The following is a 23,464-nucleotide window of genomic DNA, read 5'->3' on the forward strand; positions in this document are numbered from 1 at the left end:
GCCGGAGCGGCGTCCCCCTGGCGGCCGACGCAGGCGGAACCTGCGCCGGCCGCTGCATCGTTTCAGCGCGCCGCCTGGCCGCTGTACTGGCTGACCCGCTGGCGCGCTTCCCGGAGCAGGCCGGCGCCGTCGCGGTAGCCCTTGCTCTCCAGCTCGCTCACCCACTCGCCGTCCAGGCTGCGCGCCGCGTCCATCCAGCGCTGCTGCTCCTCGGGCGCGAGGAAGTGGATCTGGTTGCCGCGCTGGCGGGCCAGCTCGCGGCCGGTGTCCACCACCCGGGTATCCCACAGGCGGCCGGCGTGCGCCGACAGCGCCCGCCCGCTGTTGGCGTCGATGATCCTGCGCAGGTCCTCCGGCAGGCTGTCGTAGCGCGCCTGGTTCATCGCCAGCACCAGCGCCGCGTGCATCAGCTTGGGCATCCCCTCGGCCGTCTCGGTGTGGTGCTGGACCCGCTCCTGCAGCTTGACCGAGGTGACCACGTCCCACGGCACCGCGGCGCCGTCGAGCAGGCCGCGGGCCAGCGCCGCCGGCACCGGGTTGATCGGCATGGCCTGCGGCGCGCCGCCGAACAGCTCGATCAGCCGGCTCTGCACCGGGTTGGCGGTGCGCAGGCGCAGCCCGGCGAAGTCGGCCATGCTGCGGATCGGCTGCTTGCGGGTGTGCAGCAGCACGCTGTCGGTGAGGTGGGTGGCGAGCAGGTGGACGCCCTGGTATTCGCGCTGGCCGTGGGCCTGCAGGAAGTCCCACATGGCCTGGCTGCCGGCCTCGGCGGAGCGGTTCATGAACGGCAGCTCGAACACCCCGGTCAGCGGGTAGCGGCCGCTGGCGTAGCCGGGCAGCGCCCAGACGATGTCCGCGGTGCCGTCGCGCGCCTGGTCGAGCAGTTGCGCCGGCTTGCCGCCGAGCTGCATCGCCGGGAAGAAGTGGAAGCGGATGCGCCCGCCGGACTCCTGGCTGATCCTGTCGGCCCAGGGCTGGATGAACTCGCGCTGGGTGAAGGAATCGTGCGGCATGAAGTGGTGCACCTTGAGGGTGACCTTGGTCTCCTGGGCGGCGAGCGCCGTCAGGCTGGCGCCCATGCAGAGCGCGGCGAGGGTGGTGCGTAGTGGTTTCACCATGACTGTCCTTGTTGTTGTTCGGGCTTGGACGGTCCGCGGGCTGCGGTCCGCGGCCTATGCTGGGCGGCGGCCGGGCGGCGGACAATCGGCGCCGGCGGCTTGTGGGCGATAGGCGCACACAAAGTGCGGGCAAGCCCGGCGCTCGGCCGGCGGTCTTCCGCTGGCGTTGCGCCGGCGCCCGAGGGCGTAGAATGGCCGCCCTTTGGTTGCCGGAGTCCCGCCGTGTCGAATGCCCAGCCGTCCCCCCCGCGCCGCCGCCTGCGCCGCGTCCTGGCCGCCCTGAGCGGGCTGCTGGTGCTGGGCGCGACCGGCGGCAGCTTCTACCTGAACGAGCAGCGGCCGCAGCGCGCCGGCGAGCTGGCGTTGCCCGGCCTCGCCGCGCCGGTGGCGGTGCGCTTCGACGCCCAGGGCGTGCCGCACGTCCGTGCGCAGAACGAGGCCGACCTGTACCGCGCGCTGGGCTACCTGCACGCCCAGGAGCGGCTGTTCCAGATGGAGCTGCTGCGCCGCCTGGCGCGCGGCGAACTGGCCGAGGTGCTGGGCGCCGGGCTGGTCGATACCGACCGGCTGTTCCGCAGCCTGCGCCTGGGCGAGCGGGCCGCCGCCATGGCCGCCGCCGAGGACAAGACGGCGCCGGCCTGGCAGGCGCTGCAGGCCTACCTCGCCGGCATCAACCACTACCAGGCCAGCCGCGCCCTGCCGCTGGAGTTCGACCTGCTCGGCATCCGCCCGCGGCCGTTCAGCGCCGCGGACAGCTTCGCGGTGATCGGCTACATGGCCTACAGCTTCGCCGCCGCCCTGCGCAGCGAGCCGCTGCTGACCCATGTCCGCGACCGCCTCGGCGCCGGGTACCTGGAGATCTTCGGCCTCGCCGGCGCCGCCGGCGGCCCCGCGCCGGCGCTGGCCGGCGCCGACTGGCGCGGCCTGCACGCGCTGGCGCAGCTGGCCGACGCCGCGCCGGGGCGCGGTCTCAGCCAGTTCGAGGGCAGCAACGCCTGGGCGCTGAGTGGCGCGCGCACCGCCAGCGGCAAGCCGCTCTTGGCCGGCGACCCGCACATCCGCTTCAGCGTGCCGCAGGTCTGGTACAGCGCCCACCTGTCGGCGCCCGGCTTCGAGCTGTACGGCCAGCACCACGCGCTGATTCCCTTCGCCCTGCTCGGCCACAACCGCGAGTTCGGCTGGTCGCTGACCATGTTCCAGAACGACGACCTCGACCTGATCGCCGAGCGGGTCGATCCGGCCCATCCCGGCCAGGTCCGCTACCAGGGCCGCTGGGTGGATCTGGAGAACCGCCGCGAAGTCATCCGGGTGAAGGACGGCGCCGACGTCGAGCTGACCCTGCAGCGCTCGCCGCACGGGCCGATCGTCAACGCCGCCCTCGGCGAGCTGGCCGGGCCGACGCCGATCGCCCTGCGCTGGGTGTTCCACGAGGCGCACAATCCGATCCTCGGCGCCTTCCACCGCCTCAACCGCGCGGCCAGCCTGGCCGAGGCGCGTGCCGCCGCCGCCGGCATCGCGGCGCCGGGGCTGAACATCGTCTGGGCCTCGGCCTCCGGCGACATCGCCTGGTGGGCGGCCGGGCGCCTGCTCGAGCGACCGGCCGGCGCCCATGCGGCCTTCGTCCTCGACGGCGGCAGCGCGCAGGCGGCGCCGCCGCGCTACCTGCCGTTCGCCGCCAACCCGCACGAGGAGAACCCGGCGCGCGGCTACGTGCTGTCGGCCAACCAGGCGCCGGCCGGCTTCGCCGTGCCCGGCTACTACAACCCGGACGGGCGCTACCGGCGCCTGCGCGAGCGCCTCGACGCCCCCGGGGTGCGCTGGGACGTGGACAACAGCCAGGCGCTGCAGCTCGACGGCGGCAGCGACCTGGCGCAGCGCCTGCTGGCGCCGCTGCTCGGCGAACTGCGCGCCGCGCTGCACGGCGAGGAACTGGCGCTGCTCGAGGAGCTGGCCGCCTGGGACGGCGAGCACCGCCTCGACTCGCGCCCGGCGGTGCTGTTCAACCAGCTGCTCTACCAACTGGCCCGCGAGGCCATGGCCGACGAGCTGGGCGGGGACTTCTTCGCCGCGCTGCTCGGCACCCGGCGAGTCATTCCGGCACTGGTGGCGCTGGCCGCCGACCCCGGCTCGCCTTGGTGGGACGATCGCGCCACGCCTGAGCGCGAGGGCCGCGCGCAGATCGCTGCGCGCGCCTGGCGCGCCGGCCTGGCGCACCTGCGCGGCGTGCTCGGCGCCGATCCGGCGCAGTGGCAGTGGGGGCGGGCGCACACCCTGACCTTCGCCCATCCGCTGGGCCGCGTCGCGCCGCTCGACCGCCTGCTCAACGTCGGCGAGTTCGCCGCGCCGGGCAGCCACGAGGTGCCCAACAACCTGGCGCACAAGTTCGGCCCGGCGCCCTGGCCGGTGGAGTACGGGCCGTCGATCCGCCGCCTGGTCGATTTCGCCGCGCCGCAGCAGGGGCTGGCCAGCGCTCCGCTGGGACAGAGCGGGGTGCCCTTCGACGACCACTACGCCGACCAGGCGCAGGACTACCTGGCCGGCGCCTACCGGCCGATGGCGCTGGACGCGGAAGAGATCGCCGCCCAGGCGCGCGGCGTGCTGTGGCTGCGGCCGTGAGCCGGCCGGGCGATAATGCGCCGCCTGCCATCCGTCCAACGAGGGAACCCATGTTCGAGATCAAGCCGATCGGCCCGGAAGCCTACCGCCGGCAGACCCGCCGCAGCACCCTGACCATCCTGCTGGTGTTCGCCCCTCTGGCCATGCTGCTGTCCGGCCTGGCGGTGCTGCTGTTCGGCGAGCCCGGCGGCGACAACTTCCGCTGGAACCTCGGCGGGGTGATCGCCGGCCTGCTGCTCACCGTGCTGCTGGTGCGCCGGGTGTTCTGGACCCAGCCGTGGATGGCCGCGGCGGTGTACGGCTGGCAGCTCAAGCGCAGCCTGATGAGCGTCACCAACGTCATGCACCACGTGCAGGCCGGGGTGGCGGCCGGCGACCCGACCGCCATGAAGCTGCTGCGCTTCTACCACCTGGGCGTGACGCAGATGCACCAGCTGGACGGCAACTCCAGCGGCCTCAGCCAGATGGTCCGCGAGATCGACGCGCACCAGGCGGCCATGGTGGCGCAGGGGCTGGACCCCGATCAGCCGCGTCTCGACCCGGCCTGGCTCGAGGCGGTGAAGCGCCACGCCGCGCCGCGGCGCTAGGGCCCGCGGTCTACTGCAGGCGCACCGCCAGCCTGGCCACGTGCTCGCCCTGGAAGCGCGCCAGGGCCAGCTCCTTGGCGCTGGGCTGGCGCGAGCCGTCGCCGCCGGCGATGGTCGCCGCGCCGTAGGGCGAGCCGCCGCGCAGCTCGCTGACGTCGCTCAGCTCCGGGGCGCTGTAGGGCAGGCCGACGATCAGCATGCCATGGTGGGCCAGGGTGTGCCAGAACGAGGTGATGGTGGTTTCCCCACCGCCGCCGGTGCCGGTGGAGGTGAACACGCTGGCCAGCTTGCCGATCAGCGCGCCCTTGACCCACAGGCCGCCGGTCTGGTCGAGGAAGTTGCGCATCTGCGCGGCCATGTTGCCGAAGCGGGTCGGCGTGCCGAACAGGATGGCGTCGTAGTCGGCCAGCTCCTGCGGCGTGGCCACCGCCGCCTGCTGGTCGAGCTTGGCGCCGGCCTTGCGCGCGAGGTCCTCGGGCATGGTCTCCGGCACGCGCTTGAGGGTCACCGCGACCCCCGGCACGCTGGCGGCGCCGGCCGCCACCGCCTCGGCCATCTGCTCGATGTGCCCGTACATCGAGTAGTACAGCACCAGGATCTTCTTCATCGGCCGCTCTCCAGGCAGGGGGAATGCCCGTTCAGCCTAGCAGGCGCTCAGGATTGCGCGACCAAGCGCCGCGAGGCGGCCTGGGCCTGCCAGTCGCGCAGCCAGGCGGGCAGCTGCTCGGCCGGCATCGGCCGGGCGATGCCGTAACCCTGGGCGAGGCGGCAGCCGAGGCGCTGCAGGGCCAGGCCGTGCTCGATGGTTTCCACGCCCTCGGCGATCACGTGTCGGTTGAAGGCGGCGGCCAGGCGGATCACGCCGTCGACGATGGCGCGGTCGTCGGGGTCGACCAGCATGTCGCGCACGAAGCTCTGGTCGATCTTCAGGGTGTCCACCGGCAGCTTGCGCAGGTAGGTCAGCGAGGAGTAGCCGGTGCCGAAGTCGTCGAGGGCAAAGCGCACGCCCAGCGCGGCGCAGCGCTGCATGACGGCGATGGCGCGCAGCAGGTCGGTGAGCGCCGCGGTCTCGAGGATCTCCAGCTCCAGGCGCTCGCGCGGCACCTGCGGATGACGCTCGAGCAGGCGCTGGAGGTCGTCGACGAAGTCGGCGTGCATCAGCTGGTGGGCGCTGATGTTGACGCTGACGCTGAACTGCAGGCCGGCGTGCAGCCACTGCTCGAGCTGCGCCAGGGCGCTGGCCAGCACCCAGTCGCCGAGCGCGCGCTCCATGGCCTCGACGGCCTCGATGTAGGGCAGGAAGGCGCCGGGGGCGAGCAGGCCGCGCTCGGGGTCCTGCCAGCGGATCAGCGCCTCGACGCCGATCACCCGGCCATCGCCGAGGTCGACCTTGGGCTGGTAGTGGAGGACGAACTCGCCGCGCGCCAGGGCCAGGCGCAGGCGCTCCAGCTGGCGGCGCTGGCACTGGGCCTTGCGGTCGCTCTCCGGGTCGAACAGGTGGTAGCGGTTCTTGCCGGCTTCCTTGGCGAGGAACATCGCCTGGTCGGCATGGCGCAGCAGGGTGTCGCCGTCGGCGTTGTCCTCGGGGTACAGGCTGACGCCGATGCTCGCCGTGGCGTGCAGCTGGCTGCCGGCGACGGTCAGCGGGGTGGCGATGGCCGCCTGCACGCGGTCGAGGAGCGCCGGGCAGCCCTGCGCGGCGTCGATGTCGGTGAGCAGCAGGGCGAAGCTGTCGCCGCCGAGATGGGCCAGGGTATCGTCGGCGCGCAGCGCCGCCTTCAGATTGTCGGCCACCGCGCGCAGCAGCTGGTCGCCGGCGGCGTGGCCGTGGCGCTCGTTGATCTGGCGGAAGTCGTCGAGGTCGAACTGGCAGACCGCCAGGGTCTTGCCGGAGCGCGCCGCACGGGCGATGGCCTGCTCCAGGCGGTCGCCGAGCAGGCGCCGGTTGGGCAGACCGGTCAGCGGGTCGTAGTGCGCCGCGCGGTCCAGTTCGGCCTGGTGGTTCTTCAGCGGGCTGATGTCGGAGAACAGCCCGACGTAGTGGCGCACGCTGCCGTCGTCGTCGCGCACCACCGACAGCGACAGCAGCTGGGCGTAGCGCTCGCCGTTCTTGCGCCGGCTCCACACCTCGCCGCTCCAGAAGCCCTGCGTCTGCAGGCTGCGCCACGGGGTATCGTCGCTGCTGGTGGTATCGGCGGCCAGCCACACCGGCTGCTGGCCGAGCGCCTCGGCCGGGCTGTAGCCGGTGATCCGGGTGAACGCCGGATTGACGCGGACGATGTGTCGCTCGCCGTCGAGCACCATGATGCCCTCGTAGCTGGACTCGAACAGCGCCGCCGCTTCGCGCTGGGCCAGTTCGATGCGCTGGCGCTCGGTGATGTCGCGGGCGATGCCGAACAGCCCGGAGACGGCGCCGGTCTCGTCGAGCAGCGGCCCCCTGCTGACCGAGAACACCAGGCGGCGGCCCTGCTCGCTTTCCAGCGCCTCGTCGCAGGTGCTCACCTGGCCGCTGGCGAGCACCTCGGCGTCGTGCCGGGCGATCAGCCTGGCGGTCGCTGTCGAGAACAGCTGGTCGTCGGTCTTGCCGATCAGTTCGGCGGGCGAGCGGCCGAAGAAGGTGGCGGCGGCCCGGTTGGTCAGCAGGTAGCGGCCGGCGCGGTCCTTGACGAAGATGGCGTCCGGAGTGCCCGAGACGATGGCGTCGAGCAGGCGACGGTTGAAGTCCAGGCCCTCGCGGGTGCGCCTGAGCTGCTCGATGATCACGCTGAGCGCGGCGCCGATCAGCACGAAGAAGAACAGCTGCAGGCGCTCGGCCTGGGAGTCGACGGCCAGTTCGCCGGCCGGAGCGAGGAACAGGAAGGCCAGGCCGAGCGCGGCAGTCAGGGTGGCCAGCAGGCCGGAGCGCAGGCCGCCGAGCAGGGCGCTGAGGGCGACCGGCAGGATGAACAGGATCAGCAGCGGGCGGCCGTCGAGCAGGCCGTCGAGGCTCTGCCGCAGGCCCAGGGTGGCCAGGGTGAGGGCCACGGCGAACAGGCAGGCGACGCAGCCCCGCCGTCGTGGCGTCGCGGCGATGGCCAGGCGGTCGAGCTGCGCGGCGACGCCATCGGCCGTCGGCGGTGGCACCGCGCGCAGGGCGAGGTACAGCAGCACTGTGGTGCTCAGCACGAACAGGCCGCCCTTCCAGCTCGAGGCGAGCAGGAGGGCGTCGCGGTCGGTGAACAGCGCCAGCAGGTTGTCGGACAGGAATATCCAGCCGAGTCCCAGCAGGCAGTAGCTCAGCGTCACCAGACGAATGAACGGCGTGCGCGACAACCTGGCCATGTGGAAATCCCCCCATCCTGTCGGGCGATGGTGCCACAGCGCGGTGGGGCCGACCACGCACGGAACGCAAGGTCTTTGCGCCCGCCGTACCAGCGGGCGGGTGACCCTGGCCGCTGCAGGCCGCTATCATCGGTCGCCTGATCCGGGGGAGATTCACCATGCTCAACGGCCTGTGGCTGGGCTTTTTCGTCATCGCGGCCGTCGCCGCCTTCGGTCGCTGGCTGGTCGGCGACGATGCCGGCGTGTTCGCCGCCATGGTCGAGAGCCTGTTCGCCATGGCCAGGCTCTCCGTCGAGGTGATGGTCGTGCTGTTCGGCACCCTGACCCTGTGGCTGGGCTTCCTGCGCATCGCCGAGCGCGCCGGGCTGGTCGAGCGCCTCGCCGTGCTGCTGGCGCCGCTGTTCCGCCGGCTGATGCCGGAGGTGCCGAGCGGCCACCCGGCGCTGGGCCTGATCACCCTCAACTTCACCGCCAACGCCCTCGGCCTGGACAACGCGGCGACGCCGATCGGTCTCAAGGCCATGCGCGCGCTGCAGGAGCTGAATCCCAGCCAGACCACGGCGAGCAACGCGCAGATCCTGTTCCTGGTGCTCAACGCCTCGTCGCTGACCCTGCTGCCGGTGTCGATCTTCATGTACCGGGTGCAGCAGGGCGCCGCGGACCCGACCCTGGTGTTCCTGCCGATCCTGCTGGCGACCAGCGCCTCGACCCTCGCCGGCCTGCTGTCGGTGGCCTTCATGCAGCGCCTGCGCCTGCACGACCCAGTGGTGCTGGCCTGGCTGGGCACCGGCGCGCTGGCCCTCGGTGCATTCATGACCTTCCTCGCCGGGCTGTCGGCCACCGCGCTGTCCTCGCTGTCCTCGCTGCTCGGCAACCTGACCCTGTTCGGCCTGATCCTCGCCTTCCTGCTGTTCGGCGCGCTCAAGCGGGTGCCGGTGTACGAGGCGTTCGTGGAAGGAGCCAAGGAAGGCTTCGAGGTGGCGAAAAACCTGCTGCCCTACCTGGTCGCCATGCTCTGCGCGGTGGGCGTGCTGCGCGCCTCCGGGGCGCTGGAGTTCGGCCTCGACGGCATCCGCTGGCTGATCGAGGCGCTCGGCTGGGACACCCGCTTCGTCGACGCCCTGCCTACCGCGCTGGTCAAGCCGTTCTCCGGCAGCGCGGCGCGCGCCATGCTGATCGAGACCATGCAGAGCCACGGCGTCGACAGCTTCCCGGCGCTGGTCGCCGCCACCATGCAGGGCAGCACCGAAACCACCTTCTACGTGCTCGCCGTGTACTTCGGCGCGGTCGGCATCCAGCGCGCCCGCCACGCGGTGGGCTGCGCGCTGCTCGCCGACCTGGCCGGGGTGTTGGCGTCGATCGGCGTGTGCTACTGGTTCTTCGGTTGAGGGCACGACGGCCGGCGGCTTGGCGAGTGCCGGCCTGCGTGCTAGAGATGGCAGGCACGTTCGCCGGAGTTCGCCGCCCATGATGTCCCCTGCCGCCGCCCCGCTGCTCGCCGAGCTGGACAGCCTGAGTCAGCGCGCCGAACAGCTGCGCCAGGCGGCGCAGTGGCGGCTGAGCACCCGCGACCCCGTGCAGGCCTCGAGCGGCCTGCACGAGAGCTACAGCCCGCACCGCATGCACCTGCACGGCGACCCGGCGGCCTTCGAGATGCGCCTGGCGCGCCAGCCGCTGGGTAGCCTGGAGCTGAGCTGCCTGTCGTTCGGCACCGAGGTCGAGCTGGAGCAGGCCTGGACCACCGACTTCGTGCTGGTGACCACCCAACTGTGCGGCCACTCGCAGGTCCGCACCCGCGCCGACGAGGTGCAGGGCGCCGCCGGGCTGATCGTCGTCGACTCGCCGGAGGCGCCGGTGACCAAGCGCTTCAGCCCGGACAGCTGGCGGCTCAACCTGCGCATCGGCCGCCCGGCCATCGAACGCCTGTTCGAGCGCCTCTACGAGCGCCCCCTGCACGGGCCGATGCACTTCCATCCCGCCATCGCCCAGGACAGCGCCCTGCACGAGCGCTGGCTGGCGCTGCTGCGCCTGGTGACCAGCCAGCTGGGCACGCCCTCGGCGCCGGCGCTGCTCGGCCCGCTGGAGGAGATGGCGATGCTCCTCTTGCTCACCGAGCAGCCGCACAACCATGCAGCCCTGGAACAGGCCGCCCCGCCCTTGCCGGCGCCCCGCCACGTGCGCCGCGCCGAGGAGTTCATGCGCGGCCATCTCGGCGAGGCGCTGACCCTAGCGGCCATCGCCGAGGCCAGCGGCACCAGCATCCGCAGCCTCACCGCGGGCTTCCGCCAGTTCCGCCAGACCACGCCGATGCGCTGGCTGCACGAGCAGCGCCTGCAGGCGGTGCGCCGCCACCTGCAGCAGGCCCGCGCCGACGAGAGCGTGTCGAGCATCGCCCTGCACTGGGGCTTCGGCCATCTCGGCCGCTTCGCCGGCGACTACCTGCGCCGCTTCGGCGAGGCGCCTTCGGCGACGCTGCGCCGTATCTGAGCACCTGAGCGATTCCCGCCCGATCCGGACAGCCACGGCCGGATGTGGATAGGCCTGCGCAGCGCGCTCGGCCAGGATATACCTGCCTGACCGCCGCGCCCCGCGCGGCGCCTACAAGAACAACAATCTGCGAGGTTCCCCATGAAGCCCGTGCTCACGCGCCTGGCCGTGTCCCTGGCGCTGTCCTGCGCGGCCGGTTCCGCCCTGGCCGCTCCCGTCACCCTCAAGGTCGCGCATTTCCTGCCCAGTACCTCCAGCGCCCAGCAGAAGGTCATCCAGCCCTGGTGCGACGAACTCGAGCGGGCCTCGGCCGGCCGCCTGGTCTGCCAGATCTATCCGTCCATGCAGCTGGGCGGCACCCCGGCCAAGCTGGCCGACCAGGTCCGCCAGGGGGTGGCCGACGTGGTGTGGACGGCGCCGGGCTATGCCGCCGGGCGCTTCCCGAAGACCGAGGCACTGGAGCTGCCGGGCGTGCTGCCGCAGGGCGGTCTGGCCGCCGGGCGGGTGATCTGGAATTTCTACCAGCAGCAGCTGACCGACGAGTACGCGGCCTACAAGGTACTGGCCCTGCACGGCGACGGCGGCATGAACCTGCACACCACCAGCCGTCCGCTGCGCAGCTCGGCCGACCTGCAGGGGCTGCGCCTGCGTGCGCCCAACCGCACCATCTCGCGCACCCTCGAGGCGCTCGGCGTGGTGCCGGTGGCGATGCCGCCGGCGCTGGTCACCGAGTCGCTGTCCAAGGGCGTGGTGGATGGCGCTTCGGCGGTCTGGGAAGTGCTGGCGCCGACCAAGATGGACGAGATCACCCGTAATCACCTCGACACCCCCGCCGACCAGCCGGTGCTGGGCGCCACCGTGCTGGCGATGCTGATGAACCAGCGCACCTACGACCGCCTGCCGGCCGACCTGCGCTTGATCGTCGACCAGTACAGCGGGCTGGCCCTGGTCGAGCGCTTCGGCCAGGTGTGGGACGAGGCCGGCGAGGCGACGCGACAGAAGGTCATCAAGGAGGGCCACGAGGTCCATCGCCTGGCCGAGGACGACTACCGCCAGGTGCTCGAGCGCCTGCGCCCGGTCGAGCAGCAGTGGGTCGCCGAGGCGGCGGCCAAGGGCATCGACGGCCAGGCGCTGCTCGACGCCGCGCGTGCCCTGACGGCGCAGGCCCAGGCGGCGCGCTGAACCCCCGACAAGACCCCTTCAGGAGGAGAGAAGCATGAGCAACAACTACTACGAGCGTCCGCAGCGCTTCAGCGAAGCGGAGTGGCAGGCGCGGGTCAAACTGGCCGCCGCCTACCGGATCTTCGACCATCTCGGCTGGTCCGAGTCGATCTACAACCACATCTCCCTGCGCGTGCCGGGCCCGGACAAGCACTTCCTGACCAATCCCTTCGGCCTGCACTACTCCGAGGTGTGCGCCTCCAACCTGGTCAAGGTCGACGTGCAGGGCAACGTCATCGGCCACTCGGACTGGCCGATCAACCCGGCCGGCTTCACCTTCCACGGGGTGATCCACGACCGTGTGGCCGATGGGCACTGCGTGATGCACGTGCACACCACGCCGACCATGGGCGTCTGCTGCCTGGAGGAAGGCCTGGAGTTCAGCAACTTCTACGCCGCGCAGCTGTTCGGCAAGATCGCCTACCACGAGTTCGAGGGCATCACCGTGCATGCCGGCGAGGGCGAGCGCATCCTCGACAGTGCCCAGGGCAAGCCGGTGCTGCTGCTGCGCAACCACGGCCCGGTGGTCATCGGTGCAACCCTGGCGCAGGCCTTCTCGCTGATGTGGCTGGTGCAGCGCGCCTGCGAGGTGCAGCTGGCGACCCGCTCGATGGGCAAGGCGCGGATGATCCCCGAGCAGGTGCTGCGCAAGTGCGTGGCCGACTCGCTGAACTTCGATCCGAAGTACGGCGCCGGCGAGGATGCCTTCTGCGCGTTCACCCGGCTGATCGAGCGCGTCGATCCCGGCTACCGTCACTGAGTGCGCCGCGGCGCCCCGGGAGTCGGCGCTCCCGGGGGCCTTTGCCCGGTGGCTCTTGTCGAGCGCCCGCCGACGGTCATATAAGGCTCCCTTGGCCTCACAGGAGAATCGAGCATGAAGGTCTGTATTGTCGGCGCCGGCGCCATCGGCGGTTTCCTCGGCAGCAAGCTCGCCGCGGCGGGCGCCAGCGTCAGCGCCCTGGCCCGCGGCGCCACCCTGCAGGCGCTGCGCCGCCACGGCTGGCGCCTGCAAACCGGCGAGGGCCTGCTGCAGGCGCCGCTGGCGGCGGCCGAGGAGCAGGCCGAGGCGCTCGGCGTGCAGGATCTGCTGATCATCGCGGTCAAGGGCCAGGCACTGGCCGATCTGGCGCCGCGCCTCGCGCCGCTGATCGGGCCCGAGACGCTGGTGCTGCCGGCGATGAACGGCGTGCCCTGGTGGTTCTGCCAGGGCCTGCCGGGCTTCGAGGCGCCGCTGGCCAGCGTCGATCCGAGCGGCGCCATCGCGCGGACCATCCCGCTGGAGCGGGTCGTCGGCTGCGTGGTGCACGCCAGTTGCACCGCTCCGGAGCCGGGGCTGGTGCGCCACGTGATGGGCAACGGGCTGATCGTCGGCGAGCCGGCCGGCGGCACGTCGGCGCGGGTGCAGCAGCTGGCCGGGCTGCTGGAAAGGGCCGGCTTCGCCGTCACCGTCAGCGCCGATATCCGCTACGACATCTGGTACAAGCTGTGGGGCAACCTGACCATGAATCCGGTCTCGGCCATCACCGGCGCCACCATCGACCGCCTGCTGGACGACGAGCTGGTGCGCCAGTTCTGCTCGGCGGCTATGCGCGAGGCCGCCGCCATCGGCCGGCTGATCGGCTGCGAGGTGACCCAGAGCCCCGACGAGCGCCATGCGGTGACCCGCAAGCTGGGCGCGTTCAAGACCTCGATGCTGCAGGACGCCGAGGCGGGACGCGCCATCGAGCTGGACGGCATCGTCGGCGCGGTGCAGGAGATCGGCCGGCGCGTGGGCGTCGAGACACCGAACATCGATGCCCTGCTCGGCCTGACGCGGCTGTTCGCGCGGGTGCATGGCCTGTATCCGGAGGCCGCGCCTCAGGGCTGAGGACTTCGGTCGGTTCAGGCCACAAACGCGAAGCCCCCGCAGGTGCGGGGGCTTCGTTGTTTATCGGCTGGCTGGAGAAGGCGCTCAGAACGCCGGCACCACCGCGCCCTTGTACTTGTCGGCGATGAAGGCCTTCACTTCCGGGCTGTGCAGGGCCTTGGCCAGCTTCTGCATGGCTTCGCTGTCCTTGTTGTCGGCGCGGCTGACCAGGATGTTGACGTAGGGCGAGTCGTTGCCCTCGATGGCCAGGGCGTCCTTGGTCGGGGTCAGGCCGGCTTCCAGGGCGTAGTTGGTGTTGATCAGCGCCAGGTCGACCTGCTTGAGCACACGCGGCAGGGTGGCCGCTTCCAGTTCGCGCACCTGGATCTGCTTCGGATTGGCGGCGATGTCCTTGGGCGTGGCGGTGATGCCGGCGCCGTCCTTGAGGGTGATCACCCCGGCCTTGGCCAGCAGCAGCAGGGCACGGCCGCCGTTGGTGGCGTCGTTGGGGATGGCCACGCTGGCGCCCTCGGGCAGCTCGTCGAGCTTCTTGAACTTGCTGGAGTAGGCGCCGAACGGCTCGATGTGCACGCCGGTCACGCTGACCAGCGAGGTCTTGCGGCTGGCGTTGAACTCGTCGAGGTAGGGCTGGTGCTGGAAGAAGTTGGCGTCGAGGTTGCCCTGCTGCACCTGCAGGTTGGGCTGCACGTAGTCGGTGAACACGCGCACCTTCAGTTCCACCCCCTGCTTGGCCAGCATCGGCTTGACCACTTCGAGGATCTCCGCGTGCGGCACCGGGGTGGCGGCGACGTTGAGGGTCTGCGCCTGGGCGGTGGCGGAGAAGGCGGCGAACAGGGTCGCGGCAGCCAGCAGTTTTTTCATGCTTTTCATTATTCAGGGGGCTCCTTGTGGGATGGAACGCCGGGCCGGCGGATGTGGCCGGCCCGGTCGGATTACTTGCGCGAGAAGCGCATCACCAGGCGGTCGCCGGCGCTCTGCAGCACCTGCACCAGCACCAGCAGGAGGATCACGGTGACCGCCATGACGTCCGGCTGGTAGCGCTGGTAACCGTAGCGCACGGCGAGATCGCCCAGGCCGCCGCCGCCGATCAGGCCGGACATGGCGGTGTAGGACACCAGGGTGATGGCGGTGACGGTGACCGCGGCGAGCAGGCCGGGGCGCGCCTCGGGCAGCAGCGCGGCGAGGATGATCTGCCGGGTGCTGGCGCCCATCGCCTGGGTCGCCTCGATGATGCCGCGGTCGACCTCGCGCAACGCGGTCTCGGCCAGGCGGGCGAACAGCGGGGTGGCGCCGACCACCAGCGGCGGGATGGCGCCGACGGCGCCCAGCGAGGTGCCGACGATCAGCTCGGTCAGCGGGATCATCAGGATCAGGAGGATGACGAAGGGCACCGAGCGCAGCACGTTGACCACCAGTGACAGCAGGCGGTACAGCGGCGGGTTGTCGAACAGCTGGCGGGGGCCGCTGAGGAACAGCAGCACGCCGAGCGGCAGGCCGAGCAGCACGGTGAACAGCAAGGATCCGCCGAGCATCGCCAGGGTATCGAGGCTGGCCTGCCAGATCTCCGGCCAGAACACGTTGGGCAGCAGTTTCTCCAGCATCAGCGCAGTACCTCGACATGCACGTCGGCGGCATCGAGGCGCGCCAGGGCGGCGTCCAGGTCGCCGCCGGTGAGGGCCAGGGTCAGCTGGCCGTAGGGGGTCTCGCGGATGCGGTCGATGCGTCCGGCGAGGATGCTGTAGTCGACCCCGGTGTCGCGCGCGACCTGGCCGAGCAGCGGGGCGTAGGTGGCCTCGCCGCGGAAGGTCAGGCGCAGGATGCGCCCGGGCACGTGGGCGAAGTCGTCCTGCTGGGCGTCTGCGTCGACGTGCTCGTCCTCCAGCACGAAGCGCTTGGTGGTCGGGTGCTGCGGATGGAGGAACACGTCGGCCACCGCGCCCTGCTCGACGATCACCCCGCCGTCCATCACCGCCACGCGGTCGCAGACGCGGCGGATCACGTCCATCTCGTGGGTGATCAGCACGATGGTCAGCTTCAGCTCGCGGTTGATCTCGGCCAGCAGCTGCAGCACCTGGCCGGTGGTCTGCGGGTCGAGGGCGCTGGTGGCCTCGTCGCACAGCAGGATCTTCGGCTCCAGGGCCAGCGCGCGGGCGATGCCGACGCGCTGCTTCTGGCCGCCGGAGAGCTGCGCTGGGTACTTGTGCGCGTGCTCGGTGAGGCCGACGCGGGCCAGCAGCTCGGCGACGCGGGCGTCGATGGCCGCGGCCGGCAGCTCGCCGGCCAGCCTGAGCGGCAGGGCGACGTTGTCGGCGACGGTCTTCGAGGCCAGCAGGTTGAAGTGCTGGAAGATCATGCCGATGCGCTGGCGCAGGCGGCGCAGGTCGGCGGCGTCGAGGGCGGTGGCGTCGGTGCCGTCGATCAGGATGCGCCCGCCGGAGGGCTCCTCGAGGCGGTTGATCAGGCGCAGCAGGGTGCTCTTGCCGGCGCCGGAGTGGCCGATCAGGCCGAAGATCTCGCCGGCGCCGACCTGCAGGGAGGTGGGCTGCAGGGCGGGAATGTCGCGGCCATTGACCCGGTACGCCTTGTGGACGTTGTCGAAGTGGATCACGGGAAAACCTTGTGGGTGAGGGAACGGGCCCTGGCGGCAGAGTCTAGCGGCCCGCTTTTAGTGCGGAAAATGCTTTGAAAGACTATCGATATAGCTGATCGAACGGGAGTCTCTATTCGGCGATCTCGCCGCCGACATCCGCCGGCGGCGTCGGCTGCAGCGCGCCACCCAGGCCGTTGGTCAGCGCCGGCGCCTTGGGCATCAGCGCGCGGGCCCGCGCCAGGGCGGTGGTGGCGGCGTTCAGGTCGCCGCGCTCGAGGGCCTGCTGGCTGCGCTGCAGCCAGGCGTCGGCGAGCAGGCGCTGGTAGTGCTCGACCTGTGCCGCATCGCGGGCGCGCAGGTGGCCGAGGGTGACTCCGGCGGCCTCCAGTTCGCCGGCGCCGAGCAGGCGCTCGAACTGCTGGCGCTCGCGGGCCTGGGCGCGCGCGTCCTCGCTCCACGGCAGGCTCTGGCAGGCGCCGAGCAGCAGCAGGGCGAGCAGCGGCAGGCAGCGAAGGGCACGGGTCATGGCTCAGGCCTCGGACTGTTCAGAAAGTAGGCAATTCTACACCGCCCGGCGCGGCAGCAGGAAGCTCAGCAGGAACAGGCCGGCGGCGCTGACCACGATGGACGGTCCGGCCGGGGTGTCCTGGTACCAGGATAGCGCCAGGCCGGCGCACACCGCGAGCAGGCCGACCAGGCTGGCGCCGGCGGCCATCTGCTCGGGGCTGCGCGCATGGCGCTGCGCCGCGGCGGCGGGGATGATCAGCAGCGAGGTGATCAGCAGCACGCCGACGATCTTCATCGCCACGGCGATCACCACGGCGATCAGCAGCATCAGTGTCAGGCGCAGGGCGCCGACCGGCAGGCCTTCGACCCGGGCCAGCTCCTCGTGCACGGTGAGCGCCAACAGCGGACGCCACAGCCAGGCCAGCACGCCGAGCACCAGCGCGCTGCCGGCGACCATCCACAGCAGGTCCGCCGTGCCCACCGCCAGCAGGTCGCCGAACAGGTAGGCCATCAGGTCGACGCGCACCTCGTCGAGCAGGCTGACGGTGACCAGGCCGAGCGACAGGGTGCTGTGGGCGAGGATGCCGAGCAGGGTGTCGGCGGCCAGCGGCTGGCGCTGCTGCAGGGCCACCAGCAGCACGGCGAGGACGATGCAGCCGACGGTCACCGCCAGGGTCGGGCTGATGTCGAGCAGGAAGCCCAGCGCCACGCCGAGCAGCGCGGCGTGGGCCAGGGTGTCGCCGAAGTAGGCCATGCGCCGCCAGACCACGAAGGAGCCGAGCGGGCCGGCGACCAGCGCCAGGGCGAGCCCGGCGAGCAGGGCGTTGAGCAGGAATTCGGGCATGTCAGTGCTTGCAGTGGGGGCCGTGGACGTGGGGTTGCCTGGGCAGCACCACGCTGCCGTGCAGGTCGTGCTGGTGGTCGTGCTGGTGGTGGTAGATCGCCAGGTTGCGCGCGTCGTTGCCGAACAGCTCGCGGAACACCGGGTCGCTGCTGACCTGCTCGGGATGCCCGGAGCAGCACACATGGTGGTTCAGGCAGACCACCCGGTCGGTGGCGCTCATCACCAGGTGCAGGTCGTGGGAGACCATCAGCACGCCGCAGCCGTAGCGCTGGCGCAGGCGGCCGATCAGCCGGTACAGCTCGCTCTGCCCGGCGATGTCGACGCCCTGCACCGGCTCGTCGAGCACCAGCAGCTCGGGCTTGCGCAGCAGGGCGCGGGCCAGCAGCACGCGCTGCAGTTCGCCGCCGGAGATCTTCTGCAGCGGGCTGTCGATCACCTTGGCCGCGCCCACCTCGCCGAGCGCCTCCAGGGCGCGGGCGCGGTCGACCCCCGGCACCAGGCGCAGGAAGCGCAGCACCGACAGCGGCAGGGTCGGCTCGACGTGCAGCTTCTGCGGCATGTAGCCGATGCGCAGCCGCTCGCGCCGCCACAGGCTGCCCGTGTGCGGGGCGAGCAGGCCGAGCACCACGCGCACCAGGGTGGTCTTGCCGGCGCCGTTGGGGCCGATCAGGGTGACGATCTCGCCGGACTTCAGCTCCAGCTGCACGTCCTGCAGCACGGCGTTGCCGGCGAACTCGACGCCGACCCCGTCGAGGCGGAGCAGCGCCTCGCTCATGCCGCCTCCCGGCAGCGCGCGCACAGGCCGACCACCTCGACCATCTGCCCCTCCACGGCGAAGCCCACCTCGGTGGCCGCGGCCTGGATGGCCGCGCCGATGGCCGGCTGCTCCACCTCGATGGCGGCGTTGCACTGGCGGCAGATCAGGAAGTGGCCCTGGTGGCTGTGCCCCGGATGGTTGCAGCCGATGTAGGCGTTGAGCGAGGCGAGGCGGTGGATCAGGCCGTGCTCGAGGAGGAAGTCCAGCGCGCGGTACACGGTGGGCGGCGCGGCGCGGCGGCCGTCCTCGGCGCTGAGCACGCCGAGGATGTCGTAGGCGCCGAGCGGCTGGTGGCTGGCCCAGACCAGCTCGAGCACACGGCGGCGCAGGGCGGTGAGGCGCGCGCCGCTGCGCGCGCACAGGGCGTCGGCGGCGGCCAGCGCCGCGCTCACGCAGTGGCTGTGGTCGTGGGGATGGCAGGCCAGCGGCGTGGAAGACATGGCGACACTCCCGGGCAAAGGGACGTTATTATATAACCATTCAGTTTCCCCGGAGAGAGCTTCCCGTGCCCCGTCTGTCTTCTTTGCTGCCCGCCGCCCTGCTGGCGGCCCTGCTGGCCAGCCCGGCGCTGGCCGAAGTGCGCGTGCTGACCAGCATCAAGCCGCTGCAGCTGATCGCCGCCGCCGTGCAGGACGGCGCCGGCACGCCCGAGGTGCTGCTGCCGCCGGGCGCCTCGCCACACCACTACGCGCTGCGTCCCTCGGATATCCGCCGGGTGCACGAGGCCGCGCTGGTCTACTGGATCGGCCCCGACCTCGAAGTGTTCCTGTCGCACGTGCTGGAAGGGCGCGAGGCGCCCAGCCTGGCCGTGCAGTCGCTGTCCGGCCTGCACCTGCGCCGTTTCGGCGAGGAGCACCGGCACGCGGACGAGGAGCACGCCGCGCACGGGGAACACGATGAGCACGGACACGACGGGCATGCCGCCCGTGATGACCAGGGCCACGACCACGCCCATCGCCCCGGCACGCTGGACGCCCACCTGTGGCTGCTGCCGGCCAACGCGCGGGTGATCGCCGCGCGCATGGCCGCCGACCTGGCCCGGGTCGACCCGGCCAACGCCGCGCGCTACCGGGCCAACCTGGCCGCCTTCGAGCAGCGCCTGGCCGCCACCGACGACAAGCTCAGGGCGCGGATGGCGCCGCTCAAGGGCAAGCCGTTCTTCGTCTTCCACGAGGCCTTCGACTACTTCGAGGAAGCCTACGGCCTGCAGCACGCCGGGGTGTTCGCGGTGAGCGCCGAGGTGCAGCCGGGCGCCCGCCACGTCGCCGCCATGCGCGAGCAGCTCAAGGCCGCCGGGCCGAGCTGCGTGTTCAGCGAGCCGCCGCTGCGTCCGCGCCTGGCGCAGACCCTCAGCGACGGCCTGCCGGTGCATCTCGCCGAACTGGATGCGCTGGGCTTCGACCTCGAGGCCGGGGCCGGCGGCTACGAGAAGCTGCTGGAGAACCTCGGCGACGGCCTGGCGGGCTGCCTGGAGCAGCTCTGAGCGCGGGCCGGGCGGGCGACGGCGGCGGCCAATCCCGACTGGCCGCCTCGGCCATGCTTGCTGCTACAATCGGTGCCCTACGTCCCGCAGGAGTGTCCCGGTGTCCGTCGTCTTTGTCGCCGCCTCGAAGCTGCCAACCCCGTTTGGCGTGTTCACCATGCATGGCTTTCTCGATGAGGCCACCGGCAAGGAGCACGTGGCCCTGACCTTGGGCGACGTCGCCGACGGTCGCCCGGTGCTCGGCCGCCTGCATTCCGAATGCCTGACCGGCGATGCGCTGTTCAGCCTGCGCTGCGACTGCGGCGCCCAGCTCGAGGCGGCGCTGCGCGCCATCGCCGCCGAAGGCCGCGGCGTGCTGCTCTACCTGCGCCAGGAAGGTCGCGGCATCGGCCTGCTCAACAAGATCCGCGCCTACGAGCTGCAGGACGCCGGCGCCGACACCGTCGAGGCCAACGAGCGCCTGGGCTTCGGCGCCGACCAGCGCGACTACGCCATGTGCCGGCCGATGCTCGACCACCTCGGCATCCACGAGCTCAAGCTGATGACCAACAACCCGCGCAAGCTCAAGGCGCTGGAAACCTACGGCATCCGCCTGGCCGAGCGCGTGCCGCTGCACAGCGGCCTCAACCCGCACAACAGGCACTATCTGGCGACCAAGGCCGGCAAGCTCGGCCACCTGCTCGGCAACCTGCACCAGGCCGAGAACGAAGGCGAATGAGTGCGGTGGCGCTGCAGCGGCCGGCGTTCGCCCGCCGCTGGTGGGGCATGCTGGCCCTGGCCTGGCTGCCGCTGATCCTGCTCGGCGCCTTCGGCCCGGAGCGTGCGCTGCTGCCGGACAGCCTGGCCATGCCGCTGTTCGTCGCCGCGCTGCTGTCGATGTTCGTCGGCCTGCCGCTGTTCCGCCGCTTCAAGCATGGCCTGATCGCCACCGCCCGCGCCCTCGACACTCCCGATGAGGATGCGGCCTGGGCCGTGTTCGCCCGGACCCAGCGCCACGGCCTGCTCGGCGCCCTGCTGCCGGCCTGGATCGCCGCTGTCGGCCGGCTGGCCGACCTGCACGCGGTGCCGGTGCTGCTGCTGGCGTTCGCCAGCCTGGTGATCGCGCTGCTCTATCGCCTGCCACGCCAGCTCGGCTGATGCGCCGCCTGCTGCTCGCCGTCCTGCTGCTCGGCGCCGCCCTGGCGCAGGCCACGGAGCCGGACGCGCGGCGGGTGGTGGCGCTGGCGCCCTCGCTCAGCGAGATCATGGTCGAGCTGGGCGCCGCCGAGCGTCTGGTCGGCGTGCTCGACGGCGGCCCGCGCCTGCCGGCGCTGGCCCACCTGCCATCCCTCGGCCGCCACGGCCAGCTCAACCTGGAGGTGCTGCTCAGCCTGCAGCCGGACCTGGTCCTGCTCTGGCCGGACAGCGTCGGCCCGGCCATGCATGCGCAGCTCAGGACCCTCGGCATCCCGCTGATCGAGGCGCAGCCGCACGACCTCGACGAGTTGGCCGGCCAACTGGCGGCGATCGGCGCCGCGGTCGGCCATGGCGCGGAGGGCGAGCGCCTCGCCGCGCGCATGCGCGCAGGCATCGCCGCGCTGCGGGCGCGCTACGCGGGCAGCGCGCCGCTGGCAGTGTTCTACCAAGTGTGGGACCGGCCCATGTACACCCTCGGCGGCCGGCAGATCATCAGCGACGCCCTGCGCCTGTGCGGCGCGCGCAACGTGTTCGAGGACCTTGCCCTGCCGGCGCCGCAGGTCGGCGTCGAGTCGGTGCTGGCCCGCGACCCGGCGGTGATCCTGGTCGGCGAGCCGGGCCAGGCCGGCGCCTGGCAGGCCTGGCCGCAACTGACCGCGGTGCGCCGTGGCCAGGTGTGGGAGGTGCCGGACGAGGGCATCGAGCGGCCCAGCTTCCAGATGCTCGCCGCCACGGCGAAGCTGTGCGAGCTGCTGGACAGGGCGCGCTGAGTCTGCGCGGCTGAAACGACGAGGCCCCGCTTAGGCGGGGCCTCGTCGTTTCCGGCGTCCGGATCAGAAGCGGTAGCCGACGCTCAGCTGCACGTCCTCTTCCGGCGCCGGGTAGCGGCCGAAGGGGTTGGCATAGGTGTCGTACTGCTTGCCGGTCAGGTTGTTGATCCGCAGCCTGGCGGTGAGCTGGCGGTAGTCGTAGCTCAGTGCGGCGTTGAGCAGGGTGTAGCCGCCCTCGCGCGGCTGGCTGTGGGCGTCGTCGCTGTACAGGTAGTAGCCGCCGGTGTACAGGGCCTCCAGGCGGCCGTTGAGTCCCGGCAGGAGCAGGTAGTCGAGGTGGGCGCTGGCGCTGTGGCGCGATACGCCGGGCACCTCGTTGCCCGCGAAGGGGCCGGTGCGGTACTCGGAGTCGGTGAAGCTGTACTGGCCGCCGAGGGCGAGGCGCTCGGTCAGCTGGCGGCGGGCCTCGAGCAGCAGGCCATCGCGGCGGGTCTTGTCCAGGTTGACGTTGGCGCCGGTGCCGGGACCGAAGGGGCCCGTGGCCGTGGCGTCGTACATCAGCTCGTCGTCCAGATCGAGGCGGTAGACGCTCAGCTGGTAGCGCTGCGCGCCGTCGTCCCATTCCACGCCGCCTTCCCAGGATGCGCCGGTCTGCGGCTTGAGGAACTCGACGCCGGGGCCGACGAAGCCGTTCTCGTCGACGTTGGCCCAGCGCAGCACGTCCTCGCGCTTGAGGAACACGCGGGTCTGCGCGTCGGCCTGCCAGGACAGGCCGACGCTGCTGCTGCCCTCGCGGTCGGTGTGGTTGCTGCCGGCGCTGTGGTCGCGGTCCTCGGCCTCGCTGGCGCGGTAGCCGAGGCTCAGCGTCAGGTCGTGGCCGAGCGGCTGGCTGAATTGGGTGTACCAGTCGCGCAGGGTCTGGCGGAAGTCGCTGCCCCAGGAGGCCTGGTAGTCGCTGGTGATGTGGTCGTGGCCCAGCAGCCATTCGCTGTGGCCGCGCGCCGTGTCCCAGCGGGCGGTCAGGCGCGGGCTGAAGCTTTCGATGCGAGTGCCTTGGCTGAAGCCGCCTCCGAAGAACGAGCCCACGCCATCCTGGTCGCTGTGGCTGTAGTCGAAGTTGGCGGTCCAGATCTCGTCGAGGCGCTGCTCGACGGCGAAGCGGTGCACCTGGGTATTGCTGTCGTTCCAGTCCGTGGACTGGCTCTGCTTGCGGTCGCTGCGGCGTTGGGCGAGGCTCAGCGCGCCCGGATAGAGCAGCTCGTCGTCCACCGTCTGGTACTCGTACAGCGCCCAGCCGCGGGCGTGGTCGTAGCGCAGGCGGCCGAAGGCGTTGCCGTAGTCGGCGGCGTTGTGGTCGCGGTAGTTGTCGGTGTGGCGGGCCTCGCCGCTGGCGTACACCGAGAAGCCGCCGCCGAGCTGCTGGAAGACATGGCCGCGATAGGCTTCCAGGTCGTGGCTGCCGCGGCTGGTCTCCACGTAGGCCTCGTTGCGCCGCGGCGTGCGGGTGACGATGTTGATCACCCCGCCGACCGCCTGGTCGCCGTACAGCACGGTGCCGGCGCCGCGCAGGATCTCGATGCGCTCGATGTTGGCCAGCGGCACGCTGTTGAGGTCGGCGCCGGCCATCGCCGGCTGGTTGAGGCGGCGGCCGTCGACCAGGATCAGCGTGTTGTTCACCGCGTTCTCGCCGAAGCCGCGCAGGCTGGGCGTGGCGCGGCTGCCGTCGCCGATGATGTCGCGCAGCTGCACGCCGGCCTGGCCGCGCAGCACGTCGATCAGGTTGTGGGCGCCGCTGCGCTCGATCTCGGCGCGCTTGATCACCCGCACGCTGGCCGGCGCCGGCTGCTCCAGCGGAGTGGCGCGGGTGATGACCAGGGGCGCGATGTCGTCGCTGGCCGGCTCGGCGGCCAGGGTCAGGCTCGGGGCGAGGGCCACGGCCAGCGCCAGACGGGAAAGCTTCATCAGGAAATCCTCAAAAGTGAAGGCAGACTTTCGAGGAGGGCAGAAGACAGAAACGCGCCCACAGGACGGGCGCGCGACTGACGGTGCGGCCCTCCGCA

General features: G+C 71.7%; 22 protein-coding genes. 11 read left to right on the forward strand and 11 right to left on the reverse strand.

The genetic code is table 11. The features are described from left to right. Positions 1–62: 62 nt before the first annotated feature. A complete protein-coding gene (locus tag RA210_RS04530) occupies positions 63–1,118 on the reverse strand; it encodes a TRAP transporter substrate-binding protein (RefSeq protein WP_442963370.1) in 1,056 nt (351 codons plus the stop codon). 258 nt (positions 1,119–1,376) lie between these two features. Here RA210_RS04530 and RA210_RS04535 point away from each other — a divergent pair, with 258 nt between their 5' ends. Both RA210_RS04535 and RA210_RS04540 read left to right on the forward strand, forming a co-directional pair. Beyond that, positions 1,377–3,734: a penicillin acylase family protein gene (locus RA210_RS04535; protein ID WP_201485575.1), complete on the forward strand. Its 2,358-nt coding sequence runs from the start codon at positions 1,377–1,379 to the stop codon at positions 3,732–3,734. A gap of 50 nt (positions 3,735–3,784) precedes the next feature. Then, positions 3,785–4,321 (forward strand): DUF3087 domain-containing protein, encoded by a 537-nt coding sequence (locus tag RA210_RS04540; protein WP_201485544.1) that lies wholly within the window; start codon positions 3,785–3,787, stop codon positions 4,319–4,321. 10 nt (positions 4,322–4,331) lie between these two features. Here the strand turns inward: RA210_RS04540 and wrbA are convergent, their stop codons facing one another. After that, positions 4,332–4,928, reverse strand: a complete 597-nt coding sequence (wrbA, locus tag RA210_RS04545) for an NAD(P)H:quinone oxidoreductase (RefSeq protein ID WP_136490785.1) — start codon at positions 4,926–4,928, stop codon at positions 4,332–4,334. Between the two features lie 47 nt (positions 4,929–4,975). Further along, positions 4,976–7,642 (reverse strand): EAL domain-containing protein, encoded by a 2,667-nt coding sequence (locus RA210_RS04550; protein ID WP_201485545.1) that lies wholly within the window; start codon positions 7,640–7,642, stop codon positions 4,976–4,978. A 158-nt stretch (positions 7,643–7,800) separates the two neighbouring features. Between RA210_RS04550 and RA210_RS04555 the strand changes: the two genes are divergently transcribed. From RA210_RS04555 to RA210_RS04575, 5 genes are all read left to right on the forward strand, one after another. Next, positions 7,801–9,030 (forward strand): nucleoside recognition domain-containing protein, encoded by a 1,230-nt coding sequence (locus tag RA210_RS04555; protein ID WP_201485546.1) that lies wholly within the window; start codon positions 7,801–7,803, stop codon positions 9,028–9,030. 79 nt (positions 9,031–9,109) lie between these two features. Next, entirely contained in the window at positions 9,110–10,129 is a 1,020-nt protein-coding gene (locus tag RA210_RS04560) for an AraC family transcriptional regulator (RefSeq protein WP_201485547.1), read from the forward strand. Between the two features lie 141 nt (positions 10,130–10,270). After that, complete coding sequence (locus tag RA210_RS04565; RefSeq protein ID WP_201485548.1) at positions 10,271–11,311, forward strand: TRAP transporter substrate-binding protein; 1,041 nt, start codon at positions 10,271–10,273, stop codon at positions 11,309–11,311. A 34-nt stretch (positions 11,312–11,345) separates the two neighbouring features. Next, positions 11,346–12,110, forward strand: coding sequence for a class II aldolase/adducin family protein (locus RA210_RS04570; protein ID WP_201485549.1), 765 nt, complete (start codon positions 11,346–11,348; stop codon positions 12,108–12,110). Between the two features lie 114 nt (positions 12,111–12,224). Then, positions 12,225–13,217, forward strand: coding sequence for a 2-dehydropantoate 2-reductase (locus tag RA210_RS04575; protein WP_201485550.1), 993 nt, complete (start codon positions 12,225–12,227; stop codon positions 13,215–13,217). Between the two features lie 84 nt (positions 13,218–13,301). Here RA210_RS04575 and RA210_RS04580 read toward each other — a convergent pair whose 3' ends face one another. The 7 genes from RA210_RS04580 to RA210_RS04610 all read right to left on the reverse strand — a co-directional run bounded on the left by RA210_RS04580 (position 13,302) and on the right by RA210_RS04610 (position 18,415). Beyond that, positions 13,302–14,078, reverse strand: coding sequence for a MetQ/NlpA family ABC transporter substrate-binding protein (locus RA210_RS04580; RefSeq protein WP_201485576.1), 777 nt, complete (start codon positions 14,076–14,078; stop codon positions 13,302–13,304). A gap of 71 nt (positions 14,079–14,149) precedes the next feature. Then, the gene (locus tag RA210_RS04585; protein ID WP_201485551.1) at positions 14,150–14,818 is read right to left on the reverse strand and encodes a methionine ABC transporter permease; all 669 of its coding nucleotides are present in this window, start codon (positions 14,816–14,818) and stop codon (positions 14,150–14,152) included. Next, positions 14,818–15,825, reverse strand: a complete 1,008-nt coding sequence (locus tag RA210_RS04590) for a methionine ABC transporter ATP-binding protein (RefSeq protein ID WP_201485552.1) — start codon at positions 15,823–15,825, stop codon at positions 14,818–14,820. Before RA210_RS04590 ends, RA210_RS04585 begins: the two co-directional genes overlap by 1 nt. 112 nt (positions 15,826–15,937) lie before the next feature. After that, positions 15,938–16,333: a hypothetical protein gene (locus RA210_RS04595; RefSeq protein ID WP_136490794.1), complete on the reverse strand. Its 396-nt coding sequence runs from the start codon at positions 16,331–16,333 to the stop codon at positions 15,938–15,940. Positions 16,334–16,369: 36 nt separating this feature from the next. After that, positions 16,370–17,158 carry a zinc ABC transporter permease subunit ZnuB gene (znuB, locus tag RA210_RS04600; RefSeq protein ID WP_201485553.1) on the reverse strand — a complete coding sequence of 263 codons (789 nt, stop codon included), beginning with the start codon at positions 17,156–17,158 and terminating at the stop codon, positions 16,370–16,372. Position 17,159: 1 nt separating this feature from the next. Continuing rightward, positions 17,160–17,933 carry a zinc ABC transporter ATP-binding protein ZnuC gene (gene znuC, locus RA210_RS04605; RefSeq protein WP_136490796.1) on the reverse strand — a complete coding sequence of 258 codons (774 nt, stop codon included), beginning with the start codon at positions 17,931–17,933 and terminating at the stop codon, positions 17,160–17,162. Further along, entirely contained in the window at positions 17,930–18,415 is a 486-nt protein-coding gene (locus RA210_RS04610) for a Fur family transcriptional regulator (RefSeq protein WP_201485554.1), read from the reverse strand. The genes znuC and RA210_RS04610 overlap by 4 nt, the downstream gene beginning before the upstream one ends. Positions 18,416–18,480: 65 nt before the next feature. Here RA210_RS04610 and znuA point away from each other — a divergent pair, with 65 nt between their 5' ends. From znuA to RA210_RS04630, 4 genes are all read left to right on the forward strand, one after another. Next, positions 18,481–19,458 carry a zinc ABC transporter substrate-binding protein ZnuA gene (znuA, locus tag RA210_RS04615; RefSeq protein WP_201485555.1) on the forward strand — a complete coding sequence of 326 codons (978 nt, stop codon included), beginning with the start codon at positions 18,481–18,483 and terminating at the stop codon, positions 19,456–19,458. A 100-nt stretch (positions 19,459–19,558) separates the two neighbouring features. Continuing rightward, positions 19,559–20,176, forward strand: a complete 618-nt coding sequence (ribA, locus tag RA210_RS04620; RefSeq protein WP_136490799.1) for a GTP cyclohydrolase II — start codon at positions 19,559–19,561, stop codon at positions 20,174–20,176. Next, positions 20,173–20,595, forward strand: coding sequence for an MFS transporter (locus RA210_RS04625; RefSeq protein WP_136490800.1), 423 nt, complete (start codon positions 20,173–20,175; stop codon positions 20,593–20,595). The genes ribA and RA210_RS04625 overlap by 4 nt, the downstream gene beginning before the upstream one ends. After that, the gene (locus RA210_RS04630; RefSeq protein WP_136490801.1) at positions 20,595–21,404 is read left to right on the forward strand and encodes a cobalamin-binding protein; all 810 of its coding nucleotides are present in this window, start codon (positions 20,595–20,597) and stop codon (positions 21,402–21,404) included. The genes RA210_RS04625 and RA210_RS04630 overlap by 1 nt, the downstream gene beginning before the upstream one ends. Before the next feature lie 63 nt (positions 21,405–21,467). On the opposite strand, the gene RA210_RS04635 is transcribed toward RA210_RS04630, so the two are convergent. After that, the gene (locus RA210_RS04635; RefSeq protein ID WP_201485556.1) at positions 21,468–23,366 is read right to left on the reverse strand and encodes a TonB-dependent receptor; all 1,899 of its coding nucleotides are present in this window, start codon (positions 23,364–23,366) and stop codon (positions 21,468–21,470) included. Between the last annotated feature and the right edge of the window lie 98 nt (positions 23,367–23,464).

The organism is Pseudomonas sp. OF001 (assembly GCF_904426495.1).
Lineage (GTDB): Bacteria > Pseudomonadota > Gammaproteobacteria > Pseudomonadales > Pseudomonadaceae > Geopseudomonas.

Bases quoted from the DNA above. Each gene is read 5' to 3' on its own strand.
- RA210_RS04565 (WP_201485548.1), top strand. From the start codon at position 10,271: ATGAAGCCCGTGCTCACGCGCCTGGCCGTGTCCCTGGCGCTGTCCTGC.
- RA210_RS04570 (WP_201485549.1), top strand. From the start codon at position 11,346: ATGAGCAACAACTACTACGAGCGTCCGCAGCGCTTCAGCGAAGCGGAG.
- RA210_RS04530 (WP_442963370.1), bottom strand. From the start codon at position 1,118: ATGGTGAAACCACTACGCACCACCCTCGCCGCGCTCTGCATGGGCGCC.
- RA210_RS04540 (WP_201485544.1), top strand. From the start codon at position 3,785: ATGTTCGAGATCAAGCCGATCGGCCCGGAAGCCTACCGCCGGCAGACC.
- RA210_RS04610 (WP_201485554.1), bottom strand. From the start codon at position 18,415: ATGTCTTCCACGCCGCTGGCCTGCCATCCCCACGACCACAGCCACTGC.
- znuC (WP_136490796.1), bottom strand. From the start codon at position 17,933: ATGAGCGAGGCGCTGCTCCGCCTCGACGGGGTCGGCGTCGAGTTCGCC.
- RA210_RS04560 (WP_201485547.1), top strand. From the start codon at position 9,110: ATGATGTCCCCTGCCGCCGCCCCGCTGCTCGCCGAGCTGGACAGCCTG.
- RA210_RS04630 (WP_136490801.1), top strand. From the start codon at position 20,595: ATGCGCCGCCTGCTGCTCGCCGTCCTGCTGCTCGGCGCCGCCCTGGCG.
- RA210_RS04635 (WP_201485556.1), bottom strand. From the start codon at position 23,366: ATGAAGCTTTCCCGTCTGGCGCTGGCCGTGGCCCTCGCCCCGAGCCTG.
- RA210_RS04585 (WP_201485551.1), bottom strand. From the start codon at position 14,818: ATGCTGGAGAAACTGCTGCCCAACGTGTTCTGGCCGGAGATCTGGCAG.
- RA210_RS04625 (WP_136490800.1), top strand. From the start codon at position 20,173: ATGAGTGCGGTGGCGCTGCAGCGGCCGGCGTTCGCCCGCCGCTGGTGG.
- RA210_RS04555 (WP_201485546.1), top strand. From the start codon at position 7,801: ATGCTCAACGGCCTGTGGCTGGGCTTTTTCGTCATCGCGGCCGTCGCC.
- RA210_RS04595 (WP_136490794.1), bottom strand. From the start codon at position 16,333: ATGACCCGTGCCCTTCGCTGCCTGCCGCTGCTCGCCCTGCTGCTGCTC.
- wrbA (WP_136490785.1), bottom strand. From the start codon at position 4,928: ATGAAGAAGATCCTGGTGCTGTACTACTCGATGTACGGGCACATCGAG.
- RA210_RS04575 (WP_201485550.1), top strand. From the start codon at position 12,225: ATGAAGGTCTGTATTGTCGGCGCCGGCGCCATCGGCGGTTTCCTCGGC.
- RA210_RS04550 (WP_201485545.1), bottom strand. From the start codon at position 7,642: ATGGCCAGGTTGTCGCGCACGCCGTTCATTCGTCTGGTGACGCTGAGC.
- RA210_RS04580 (WP_201485576.1), bottom strand. From the start codon at position 14,078: ATGAAAAAACTGCTGGCTGCCGCGACCCTGTTCGCCGCCTTCTCCGCC.
- znuB (WP_201485553.1), bottom strand. From the start codon at position 17,158: ATGCCCGAATTCCTGCTCAACGCCCTGCTCGCCGGGCTCGCCCTGGCG.